Genomic DNA, 12,368 nt, shown 5'->3' with positions numbered 1-12,368 from the left:
TATTATATAGCTTCGTTGCTAAAAAAATAAAAGGTAAGCCCTCGGGCTTACCTTTTTTACGACCATTTCAATTCATGCTCACGCTATCTATGACCCTTCCCAAGCGATAAATTAAAGTGCCGGTCCCTGTAATACCCAAAGCATAATAAGGTGCCTGTCCCTGTAATTTTACACTTGACCACCATAAAGAGTTTGATATAAACCTTGCTGGTTAAGCAGTTGTTGATGTTGACCTGATTGAATTACTTTGCCGTCTTGTAAAACATAAATAAGATCGGCTTGCTTTACTGCGGATAAACGATGGGCAACGATTAACGTGGTTTTATTTTGTAAAAATTGATTCAGAGCTTGATGTAATGCCGCTTCCGTTGCGGTATCTAGAGCAGAAGTTGCTTCGTCAAGTATGACGAAATCTGGGTCACTTAATACCATGCGAGCAATCGCTAATCGTTGCCTCTGCCCGCCAGATAATTTAACGCCTTGACGACCTAATTCCGACTCTAGTTGATTAGGTAACTGACGAGTGAAATCCTCCAATTGAGCAATATTAAGCGCATGCCATATCTGCTGCTCTGTGAAATGTTTACCTAGGGTTAGGTTTTCACGTAAAGTTGCGTTAAATATCATCGGCTGCTGAAGAACGACTGCTAACCGTTCGCGCAAATTTTGGTAGCCAACATTTTCTACCGCATGACCATTAATTAAAATTTCGCCGCTATTTTTTTGATAAATGCCTAGCAATAACTGAATTAATGTCGACTTACCTCCTCCCGATGCGCCTACTAACGCAACTCTTTTACCTTTAGGAATCAATAGGTTTAACTGATCAATTACTTGTTTTTCTGAGTCATAACAAAATTCGATATTTTTAAACTCAATATCAAATGACGTGTTCTCTTCAAATGGCATTACGTTGGCAGGATAAACGTGCTGCTCTTCTAACTTCAATAGGCTGTTTAAACGTTTCATTGCTGCAGAGGCACTAAACCAAGAATACTGAATGGTTAATAAATCTTGTATTGGCGATAACATATACCAAAGATAGCCGAATATCGCGAAAATTTGGCCTACGGTTAAATCGCCGAACAACACCATGATCATGGCTAGTGCACGAAATATTTCAAAACCAATAAGAAACAACAGAAAAGAGAGACGATTAGCCGCATCCGATTTCCACGCATAATTATCGGCATCTTGTCGAATACCATCCGCATCTTGCATGAGTCGCTGCAAATATTCTCTATCGCGATTGGAGGCTCTTAACTGATATAGCCCATCTAGAGTTTCAACTAATCTTTGCTGAAAACGTTCAAATGATTGGTTCTCTTTTTTCTTCAGGTCTTTAACTTTCAAGCCCATTTTATTGGATAGATAAATGATCAGCGGATTAAGCAGTAAAATAAACAGAGCCAATGTCCAATTCAGCCAAAACAGTACAATGGCAATACCAATCACGGAGAGTACACTAACGACGAATCGACTTAACGTTGACCCTATAAATCGATCGATGGTTTCAATATCCGTTACAAGATGAGAAGTCAGCGCACCACTGCCTCTCTCTTCATACTGGCGCATGGTAATCTTGCCTAACTTTTCCAGTAATAGTTTTCGCAAGGTACAGGTCAACGCTTTAGACACAAGAGTAAACTGTCTTGCTTGCAGAATATTGAGTCCTTGGCTAACTAACCGCATCAGAATAATCAGTAATAAAACCACCACAATGTAGCCGTGGGCATTGTGCAAAGAACTTGGTGTCATTCGATTCAATAATTCAAGACCAGCACCGGGCTGGTCGAGTAACACTTCGTCAACCAATAGCGGTAACATTAATGGTATGGGTACACTAATTACCGCAGCTAAAAGTGCCACCAAATTGGCCATAATCAGCTTTTTTTTGTGATGTTTGGCTTGCTGAAAAAGCCACTTTATATTGATAGTTTTTATTGCGTTAGTTTTTATTGAGTCAGTTAACACGGCTTACTGTCCAAAGTTAAAAAGCCGCCTAAAGTGAATTAAGGCGGCTAATAAATTAATGATTGAAGATAAAATTAGAACTGATAATCGACAACCACTCCCCAATTTCTACCTGGTTGAGAGTTGATATCTTTATTAAAACTGCTTGTTTCAGAGCGACCAGCCATATCATCGTATAACCAGTATTTCTTATCAAACACATTGAACAAGCCAGCTGATACTGTAAGATCTTTCATCGGTTTATAATAACCAGTAAGATCGACCAACGTGTAGCCTGCAACCTCTTCATTATCATCAGACTGCCATTGGTCTTTTGCTGCTACCATCGTAATGTTTAGTGCACTACCAAATGATGCCCTATCAATACCCAAGCCAACAACACCTGTTAATGGTGCGACTGAATCTAATGACTCTCCACTATTTTTATCTTCTCCATCTAAGAAAGCCACGCTTGCTCTAGCGTAACTTCCTTGTGGCGCATCAAACAATTCATCTAAATTAACGTTTGAACTGAATTCAACTCCATATATCTCAACTTCATCTAGATTCTTTTTGGTAATGACATCTTTACCATCTTGCTCACCGGTAATTTCTTGAGTGATAAAGTCGGTGTAGTCATTGTAGAACACAGAAAATTCGAAACGAGCCGATTTATTGGCACCACGAAGTCCTAACTCATAAGCGGTGCTCTTCTCAGCTTTTAAATCTGGATTCGCTTCAATTATCGCGCCTTGATCATAAAAGTAGTATAGATCATAAACCGTTGGTGCTTTGAAACCTTGGCTTACCTGACCAAATACTGACAGTTGATCATTCAAATGGTAAACCGAACCTAATTTACCAGTAACGGCACTATCCTTATTCTCATCATATTCCGTGGTGTAAGCCGAATCAGTAGAAGGGTCTGCAGTATAAGAATCATAACGAAGACCTGCCGTCACCACTAAGCGGTCTTGCATAAAGAAAGCCTGATCTTGAACAAATAGACCCCATTGAATTATGTTCGCATCTGGAATTCCAGTACTTCCGGGGGTAACCGTACCAAAGTCATACTTATAATCGGTATTATCTAAGCTAAAATCGTTATTTAGGAATGAAGCACCATAAGTCAATTCATGAATACTATCCCCAAGTGAGACTATTTTACCTAGTTGCGTATCCAATTGAATCGAGCGGTCTGATGCATCTCGTTCACGCATACGTTCACCATTAAAGCCAGTCGTATCATAATTTTCTGATAAAGAGCGTGAATCTTGATAGTTTACAGACCAGTTTAATGAATCGGCTACAAGTGCCTCAAAATACAGTTGCTGCTCAAGTCCAACACGAAGACGTTCATTGGTGTCTTCATTGTAATTGTCGGTATAGGTAAAACCGGGGAAAAGAGTATAACCGTTATAATTTAATTCATCTTCATCGTATTGCTGTTGGTAATATTCAACCGTTAACCCCAGGCGATTATTTGGGTTAATCTGATAAAATGCTTTACCCAATAAATTGGTCAACGTTTTATCTGCTGGGTTGGCCGAGCCTCTATCTGGACCTTCAACATTCGCACCTGAGCTGTGGGTTTCTGTTTCGTGCCCACTTGCGTAAGTTGCCATTAATAACGTGTCTAACTTATCTTGTCTTCTTGCCCAGTTAATGGTGGTCTTAAACTCCTCATTGGCCGAAGCGTAACCACTTTTAATACCAAAACGCTGTTGATTTTCTTCTGAAGTGAAATAATCTTCAGGATTTTTGGTACGCATAAGCACTACGCCACCTAGCGCATCTGAACCATATAAAGTTGAAGATGGTCCTTTATTTACCTCTATGGATTGTAATGTATCCACTTCGATTGCGTTCGGGTACTTACGTTGTTCACTTGCACCAGGATTATAAGAGGCAGGTTGTTGCACACCATCAATCAACATTTTCACTCGGTTTTCTTCAATACCACGAATGTTGATACCTGATACGCCAAATCGGCCACTTCCTTGAGCGTTTACACCCGGCGTGTACTGAAATGCTTGTTTTAAATCACCCGCTAAATTGTTTTCTAAATCTTCAGCTGAAATGGTTTCTATCGCAGATGATGCATCTTTTTTACTTTGTTCAGTACGCGTTCCTGACACCACAACTTCATCAAATGAATAGGTCTCGGCACTGACACTGGCTGATAGTGTCATCAAGCCACTTATCGCTATGGCTAACTTTGTTTTGTTGAGCATTTCTCTCTCCTTTATCCCTTTTTCAGGCGAAAAAATTCCTTAGCGAGTCCCTATACAGGTCTCACTTACTGACTTATGACTTATTTTCTTTATTATGTATTTATTTGATCAAATGCTTGAATCGGTCTGAATTATTATGCGTTACTCTGCTTTGTATGACCTTTATCAAGATGAACGACATCAACTTGGTCTGCACCCGAAATATCGAACGCTTGTCCAAAACCTTTGACAAAGCGCCCGGCTTTCGGAACCAGTTGATATAAGTGAAAATCACTTAGTTTGCTCAAATTACTAACAATTTCTCCGAACTGCTGCTCGAATGTAGTAATAGTGGTTTGCCAATGTTGTGAATCACGGGCAATTAGGTTTGCCTCTGTATCAAAAGTTAAACGCTTACGCGCATAAATATTTTTTGACTGCTCTTCATCTTCAATCATCATGATAGAAACCTGAGGATTAATTTTTAGGTTTTGACCATGTTTAGCAATATCACTGATGAAGATATAATAACAATCAGAAAGATAGACAAACGGGCTATAGCTTATATGTGGTAAACCATCTTTAGTAATACTCGCTAACTGTAACGTCTTCTGCTGTTGGCGAAACTCGTTGATGTCATTACCAATACGACTTTGCAACCTAACTTGTTTACTTTCCATGGATAAACTCCTGTGACAACTGTTTAAATTGTTCTATCTGACCAGGTAAAATTTGACGTTTTTTATCTCTACCCAGATACACTTTAAATACGCACTGGCCATTATCGGCATAAAAGCCGATGAAGTGACTTTCCATACCTTTAAATGGTTTAGATACAAAGATGATATCGGTAACCAAATCAATATTTAAATGACCATGTAGCTGGCCGTCATCGCCTCCCATAAGATTGTAGAAGCCATAAGCGACTTTACCTTGGGGAAACGGGGCTTTTACTTCAAAAATAGAGCCCTGAGAATGGATAATCGTGGTTACTTTTCCCCAAACAGGCAACTGCTGCAAAACTGCTTGGCAATCAACCCCATCAATGGCTGTTATGTACTCATTGGGTAATGCTAATGCCGCCTCACCTTCAGAAATGCTCAAGCTATTGGCTAAATCCCACACTGAAGCGTTGGGATTTTTTTCGTTTAATTGATCGACCTTTGCTTGAAGTTGTTGTAATGAATCGGATAGCTTCATTTTATTTTCTCCACACTATACCGCTTGCTTAATTTCATTTTTCTACCTGTTTCAACTCATTGATTATTTGAATTGATCGTTTATATAAACTGACGACATCTTTAACCCTACTATTACTAGTGATAATCCCTATATATCAAAGGCATGAGGATTATTGTCGGCATGATACTATCTGTTATTTTTTTAATTGTAAATGATAATTGATCTCATTCGTATTATCATTATAAGATATAGCCGTTGTTGATAATCTAGATAAGTTAGCACTTGGTCACCTAAGGCTGAATAGTACACAACCAAAATTAAGACCAATCGTGGTAGCAAAAATGTGTAGCCAGAGCTCAAGAATCAAAGCTGACAAGCAGAAAAAAGGAAGAAGATTTATGAAAGGAATTCTATTTTGAACGGCAAGCGATATTTGAGTTTCGGCGCAATTTCTCTTGCCCTACATAGCCTAATTTTAGGTGCTAAAACCGTACAAAATGAGCCACACATTTCTATCGACTCTACGGCATCAAGCATCAACATTCAGTTTGTTTCGCTCCCTTCTCCTGCAGAAAAAACAGCAGTAAAACAACCAGTAAACACAACCGTTGCAACTGACGTAAAACGGTCGTTTACCGAATCAACAGAACCATCGCTGGACGAACCGACAGAACCTTCGTCCGTGAAGCCAGTAGAATCGTCAATAGTGAAACCAATAGAACAAGCAATAGCGAAACCAGTGGAACCGTCTGTAGCCAAATCTGTGCAACAAACGACAAAAAAACCACTATCGCTAAAACAAGAAGTCGCGATTAATAAGCAAGCAACCGCTAGTAATAAGCCAAATAATAGCGCGCCCAAAGTGGCAGCCGTGCCGGAAACCGATAAAAATGTGGTTGATACCAAAACTGTAACCAAAACCGCTACGCCAAAAAATAACAGAGAAGAAGCCGTTCAATTTGTCAAAAAACCGTTTAAGCCTGCTAATCAACTGGCTGAGCCTACTGATGAAACAACCGAACCTTTCGATTCCACTACTAGCCCCTCTACAACGGCCAATAACCGCGCTCACACTGCGCAAACATCAACACCTAAATTGCTTGATAAACCAACGTTTAAAGCTAAACCAACACCAGTGAACTACCCTCGATTAGCTAAAAGACGAGGACAACAAGGTAAGGTACTCGTTGAAGTTTGGATCGATCAAAAAGGACAACAAATTAAGCAGTTTATCGTTGATTCTTCAGGGTATTCAACGCTAGATGAAGCCGCATTAAACGCTATTTCGAACTGGCAGTTTACTGTTTCTGTTGAACAAGGTTACAGCATCGCTCACCGGGTTCAGATACCGGTCACCTTCAAATTGGATAGATAAAATGAACCTTTTAATTACCATAAATAACCAGCTTGGAATAATGGCTTGGCCTTTAGCCATATTGTCTATTTTAACGGTCACGCTACTTCTAGAGAGAATTATTTTTCTTGGTACCAATAGCAAAATGTCCGCTAGAAAACTGATCAAAAAGATTAGATCGGTTGACATGAACGATAAAAGTGCACTCAACCAATTGATCCAAGAACAATCGGCAAAAAAAAATACGTTGTCAAAAGGAATTGCTCTGTTATTGACTCACAAAAATTTCAACAAAACCTTACGAGAACAAACTGTCAGTATTTGGCTGACTAACAAGCGCCAACAGTATACGTCTGGCTTACGTCTGCTTGCGGTTATTGGTGTTATTAGCCCACTCATTGGTTTACTGGGTACGGTTCTAGGGTTAATTGAAATGTTTAAAGATCTCGCAGTCACCTCTGATGCGATTGCACCATCGGATCTCGCTGCTGGGTTAGGGCTTGCTATGTCGACCACCGCCGCCGGTTTGTTCATTGCGGTTCCTGCAATTTTTGGCAGCCAAATTCTACAGCTATGGGCAGAACGCTCTATCGAGAAAATCGAACATGCCCTGAATCATTGCAATCTTTATCTAGAAGGAATTTCGCTAGAAAAACAAGCCACTGAAGTGCTCAACCATTCTATCTCTTCTAGCGCATCTCAGGTTCACATTACTCAGCAAGACCTTGAAGGTTTAGCGTCATGATTACCAGTACATCTCAATCTAAAGCCTCGTTAAATCCGGATTTAACGCCTTTGTTGGATTTAATTTTTATCGTCTTGGTATTTTTATTATTAACCACCAATATCCCGGTTAAAACCATGAATGTGTCGATTCCACAAACCTCTGATAGTGAGGTGTTATCAAGTCCAGACAAACAGAGCCTAACAATAAACCTATTACCTGAAACCACCGAGCATCCGTCATCTTGGGCAATAAATGGTTCACCTTATGATAGCTGGGACACATTTACGACGGATCTTATCGAACAAATGAAAAATAACCCTGAGCGCATGCTTATCATTGCAGCAGACAAATCAGCGTCTGTCGACACCATGTTGAAATTGCTCGCATTTCTACAAAAAAACAATATCACCGCAACCAATATAATGATGGATAACCAACAATAATGAGACTTTTACTAATTACTTTTAGCTTTCTTTTCGTTCACTCATCCGCTATGGCTCAAGAGCGTATTATTAGTGCTGGATCGGCGATTACTGAACTGGTTTATGCACTCGAAGCTGAAGACCAACTAGTGGCAGTAGATACCACCAGTCGTTATTTTGTACAAGGCAGTGACATTCCTCAAGTTGGCTATCATCGACAATTATCGGCGGAAGGATTACTCGCGCTTGATCCTAGTTATCTTATTGGTTCAGAAGAGATGGGACCAGACTCAACCTTAGATAATCTTAAAGCTACCCATGTTAACGTTCTCACGGTACCATCAGGTGATAGTATTGAAGATTTGTATCAACGAATTGATATTATTGCAGATATTACCGGTACAACCGATAAGTCGGCTGGATTAAAAAAAACTGTTCAACAACAAATGGCTATATTAGATTCTCAACATTTGACCGAGCCACCTAAAGTCATGTTTATGATGCTAAGTAAAGGCCGACCTGTTACGGTAGGCGGCCAAGAGACAACTATAGATAAAATTATCACTTTATCGGGAGCCTTAAATCCGGCTCGGGACTCAGTTCGATCTTATAAGCCTTTATCAATAGAGGCGGTAATTGCATTACAACCAGATTATATACTAGTCAGTGAAAGAGCTTGGAAAAGCCTTCAAGGACACCAAGGTATAATCGATGCTTTCCCTTTATTGGCAGCCACATCAGCCAATAAACCAGGCAGGATAATATCGATACCTAGTCACGCATTAATTGGTGGATTTGGCTTAGAAAGTATTCAACTTTCTCAACAACTGCATGATAAATTTAACTCAGACAAACAATAATATTTCGAGATGACGATAGAAAATGAATAAACCAAACTCGGGACGGGTTTCTTTCCGTTTATTAATGCTACTAAGCATCTCATCGCTCTATTTGGCCATAGTATTATCAATATCTATTGGCCCAATGGATATCAGTTTCATCGATAGCATGTTTGCTCTTCTACCTGATAGCTTAAAGCCAGAAAGTACTGCGGCAGCGCATGTTAGCTTAATTATTCAACAAATCCGTTTACCTAGAACACTGCTGGCCGTTTCTGTTGGTGCAATTTTAGCTTTGTGTGGGGCTGTTATGCAGGGACTCTTTCGCAACCCATTAGCAGACCCAGGCATTATTGGCGTGTCAGCAGGTGCATCATTAGGTGCGGCAATGGCGATTGTTTTATTCGGTGGCTTAGCAGAACAATACCCTAACTTGCTGTTATTCGGCACCGTTCCACTGTTTTCATTTGTTGGTGGTAGCGTCACTACATTTGTTATTTATCGCTTGGGTACTAGCCCAAATGGCACCTCAGTTACTATGATGTTACTAGCAGGAGTTGCTATTAGTGCCTTAGCTGGATCTGGGTTAGGTTTAATGAACTATTTTGCTGATGACCAAGCATTAAGAGATTTGTCGCTTTGGACTATGGGCTCGCTTGCCGGTGCTAATTTACATAGCGTAATGATGGTATTTATTGGCTTGTTTATTTTGTTTACTCTATTTTATCGAGATGCAAATAAACTCAATGTTTTACTGCTTGGCGAACCCGAAGCAAAACATATGGGTATTAACGTACAGTCATTAAAACGTCGACTTATATTGCTTACTGCTGCAGGTGTTGGCATCTGTGTATCGGTTTCTGGCGTGATAGGTTTTATAGGTTTAATTGTCCCTCATTTAGGTCGAATGATGGTAGGACCTAATCACCGAATTTTGTTACCGCTATCAATGATTATAGGCGCTTTGTTGTTATTAATTGCTGACATTATCGCTAGAACCGTGGTGGCACCGTTAGATATGCCTGTTGGCATTGTAACCGCATTAATTGGCTCGCCTTTCTTTATTTGGTTATTAATCAAGCAGCGAGGACGCCTGTAATGGAACCGACAATCTCGTTAAATAATTTTCATCTCAAATTGGGTGATAAGCTGATTCTGGATAATATCTCGTTGGATTTCCACTCGTCTGAATTAACTATATTATTGGGTCCAAATGGTACCGGTAAAAGTAGCCTATTAAAACTGATTACCAAGGAATGGCCATCAACAGGTGAGGTACGCTACTTTGGCCAAGATTCCAGTCAATGGAAACCAGCTGATTTAGCTAAGCATCTTGGCGTATTACCTCAGTCCAGTACACTGACGTTTAATTTTTCGGTACGAGAAGTAATAGAGCTTGGCGGTTTAACGCTAAAAGCGAGCCAAAAAGAAGTGACGGACATTGCCTCTCATTTCATGAGTGAAACAGATGTATTGCATTTGGCTGATCGTCTCTACCCGAGTTTATCTGGTGGTGAAAAACAGCGAGTACATTTGGCGCGAGTACTTACCCAATTAGCACAGAGTGATGATAAGAAAGTATTACTGTTAGATGAACCGACCTCTGCACTGGATTTATCCCATCAGCATAAAACGTTAGCATTAGCAAAATCCTTAACACAAGAAGGCGCAAGCGTTATCACGGTTATGCACGACCTAAACCTAGCAGCGCAATACGCTGATAGAATTTTAATCTTAAATGAAGGTAAATTAGTCGCAGACGGTAATCCATGGGATACGTTAACAAAGGAAAAGATAGCAGAAGTCTATCAATGGCCGGCTAAAATAATCGCGCATCCAGAACGAGGTCATCCGGTTATATTAACCTAGCCTCAATTAAGGCCAATAATGCAGACGATATTGGCCTTAGTCTGTACTGTCAGTCAGATTAATTTCGTAGCTCGAAATTGTATTAATTCTTGAAGTCAATCACACTATTCTGTACGATTCGCCATTCTTAATTGAATCCGATCACATTGCGCTAAAGCACCCTTTTGCTTCAAAATATTTAGCTTTATTTGCAAACGCGATTGGTTAAATTTATCTATTCGCAAATATACTGAGCTAAAATGTTTGAATTTCCAAAATTTTCTGGGCAGTCAGTTAAAAATGACATGCTCTCTGGCCTGACGGTTGCCTTAGCCCTAGTCCCTGAGGCGGTTGCTTTTGCCTTTGTTGCTGGTGTTGACCCAATGGTTGGCCTTTATGCTGCCTTTATTGTTGGTTTGATTACCTCGGTATTTGGTGGTCGTCCTGGCATGATCTCTGGTGCAACGGGCGCAATGGCCGTAGTAATGGTTAGCCTTGTGGCTACTCACGGCGTGCAATATCTATTTGCTGCGATTTTATTGGCCGGAGCATTTCAAGTCTCCGCCGGGATTTTCCGTTTAGGGAAATTTATCCGTATGGTGCCACATCCTGTAATGATAGGCTTCGTGAACGGCCTCGCAATTGTGATATTTTTGGCTCAGCTAGGACAATTTAAAGCACCTGACATTAATGGCGTGCTTTCGTGGCTACCCGGTGACCAAATGGCGATCATGCTTGGTCTTATTTTGCTGACGATGGCGATTATTCATTTTCTACCGAAATTCACTACAGCCGTACCGTCTTCACTAGTTGCGATTGTAACGGTGACCTTAATTGTTCAATTGCTTGGACTAGATACTCGTACTGTAGTTGATTTCCTTCGTACCATGTCGGGTGATGAAGCAGCAACGCTGGCGGGTAGCTTACCAACTTTCGCTGTTCCAATGGTGCCATTTAATTTCGAAACATTACAAATCATTCTTCCTTATGCGATTATTTTAGCCGCAATAGGCTTAATAGAATCACTATTAACGCTAACGGTTATTGATGAAATGACCAACACCCGTGGACAAGCTAACCGCGAATGTGTTGGCCAAGGCATTGCCAACATGACATGCTCTGTTTTTGGTGCGATGGGTGGTTGTGCCATGATTGGCCAGTCAATGATCAATGTTAACTCGGGTGGTCGCGGTCGACTTTCTGGTATTACAGCAGCGGTAGCCTTGTTGTTTTTCATTCTTTTCGCCTCGGCACTAATCGAAATGATCCCATTATCTGCACTTGTTGGTGTGATGTTTATGGTGGTTATTGGTACGTTTGAATGGGCAACATTTAAATTGGCGCGTCGTGTACCAAAACAAGATTTCTTTGTTATCGTTTTAGTAACAGTTGTAACGGTAATGACTGACCTAGCGATTGCTGTAGCAGTGGGCGTTATCGCTTCTGCTCTAATGTTTGCTTGGCAACATGCTAAACATATTTATGCTAGCAGTCGTCTGAATGCAGAAGGTTCAAAAGAGTACCATATCAATGGTCCTATCTTTTTTGGTTCTGCAGCCAATTTCTTAGAGTTGTTTGATGCTAAAAATGACCCTAAAGATGTCATTGTTGACTTTGCTCATTCACGCGTAGCCGATCACTCTGCTATAGAAGCAATAGAAACGGTCGCCGAGCGTTATACCGCACAAGGTAAAACTCTTCACTTGAGACATTTAAGTCCAGACTGCCGTAATTTGCTTGAAAAAGCGGGAAGTTTGATTGAAATTAACGTCAAAGAAGATCCAAGCTACAAAGTGGCGACCGACCTTCTAGCGGGTTAATCGCTCTCGA

Annotated in this window: 11 protein-coding genes; 7 read left to right on the top strand and 4 right to left on the bottom strand. The window is 40.5% G+C overall.

Annotated elements, in window-relative coordinates; genetic code table 11:
- Nucleotides 1-168 precede the first annotated feature (168 nt).
- The 4 genes from ACLKML_RS16395 to hutX all read right to left on the bottom strand — a co-directional run bounded on the left by ACLKML_RS16395 (nucleotide 169) and on the right by hutX (nucleotide 5,366).
- Nucleotides 169-1,959, bottom strand: coding sequence for an ABC transporter ATP-binding protein (locus tag ACLKML_RS16395; protein WP_413285911.1), 1,791 nt, complete (start codon nucleotides 1,957-1,959; stop codon nucleotides 169-171).
- Between the two features lie 89 nt (nucleotides 1,960-2,048).
- A complete protein-coding gene (locus ACLKML_RS16390) occupies nucleotides 2,049-4,187 on the bottom strand; it encodes a TonB-dependent hemoglobin/transferrin/lactoferrin family receptor (protein WP_413284094.1) in 2,139 nt (712 codons plus the stop codon).
- A 134-nt stretch (nucleotides 4,188-4,321) separates the two neighbouring features.
- Nucleotides 4,322-4,846: a heme utilization protein HutZ gene (gene hutZ / locus ACLKML_RS16385; protein ID WP_317716315.1), complete on the bottom strand. Its 525-nt coding sequence runs from the start codon at nucleotides 4,844-4,846 to the stop codon at nucleotides 4,322-4,324.
- A complete protein-coding gene (gene hutX, locus ACLKML_RS16380; RefSeq protein ID WP_413284093.1) occupies nucleotides 4,836-5,366 on the bottom strand; it encodes a heme utilization cystosolic carrier protein HutX in 531 nt (176 codons plus the stop codon). Before hutX ends, hutZ begins: the two co-directional genes overlap by 11 nt.
- Before the next feature lie 397 nt (nucleotides 5,367-5,763).
- On the opposite strand from hutX, the gene ACLKML_RS16375 reads away from it, so the two are divergent.
- The 7 genes from ACLKML_RS16375 (at nucleotide 5,764) to ACLKML_RS16345 (ending at nucleotide 12,358) form a co-directional block, all read left to right on the top strand.
- A complete protein-coding gene (locus ACLKML_RS16375; RefSeq protein WP_413284092.1) occupies nucleotides 5,764-6,723 on the top strand; it encodes a TonB family protein in 960 nt (319 codons plus the stop codon).
- 1 nt (nucleotide 6,724) lies between these two features.
- A complete protein-coding gene (locus ACLKML_RS16370) occupies nucleotides 6,725-7,447 on the top strand; it encodes a MotA/TolQ/ExbB proton channel family protein (RefSeq protein WP_413284091.1) in 723 nt (240 codons plus the stop codon).
- The gene (locus tag ACLKML_RS16365) at nucleotides 7,444-7,872 is read left to right on the top strand and encodes an ExbD/TolR family protein (RefSeq protein ID WP_413284090.1); all 429 of its coding nucleotides are present in this window, start codon (nucleotides 7,444-7,446) and stop codon (nucleotides 7,870-7,872) included. Before ACLKML_RS16370 ends, ACLKML_RS16365 begins: the two co-directional genes overlap by 4 nt.
- Entirely contained in the window at nucleotides 7,872-8,711 is an 840-nt protein-coding gene (locus ACLKML_RS16360; RefSeq protein WP_413284089.1) for a heme/hemin ABC transporter substrate-binding protein, read from the top strand. The genes ACLKML_RS16365 and ACLKML_RS16360 overlap by 1 nt, the downstream gene beginning before the upstream one ends.
- 22 nt (nucleotides 8,712-8,733) lie before the next feature.
- Entirely contained in the window at nucleotides 8,734-9,789 is a 1,056-nt protein-coding gene (locus ACLKML_RS16355; RefSeq protein WP_413284088.1) for a FecCD family ABC transporter permease, read from the top strand.
- Nucleotides 9,789-10,559, top strand: coding sequence for a heme ABC transporter ATP-binding protein (locus ACLKML_RS16350; RefSeq protein ID WP_413284087.1), 771 nt, complete (start codon nucleotides 9,789-9,791; stop codon nucleotides 10,557-10,559). Before ACLKML_RS16355 ends, ACLKML_RS16350 begins: the two co-directional genes overlap by 1 nt.
- A 239-nt stretch (nucleotides 10,560-10,798) precedes the next feature.
- The gene (locus tag ACLKML_RS16345) at nucleotides 10,799-12,358 is read left to right on the top strand and encodes a SulP family inorganic anion transporter (protein ID WP_413284086.1); all 1,560 of its coding nucleotides are present in this window, start codon (nucleotides 10,799-10,801) and stop codon (nucleotides 12,356-12,358) included.
- Nucleotides 12,359-12,368: the final 10 nt, after the last annotated feature.

Source organism: Vibrio sp. MA40-2, assembly GCF_047302445.1.
In the GTDB taxonomy this organism is placed as follows: Bacteria; Pseudomonadota; Gammaproteobacteria; order Enterobacterales; family Vibrionaceae; genus Vibrio.
This window is presented reverse-complemented; position numbering and strand designations above follow the sequence as displayed.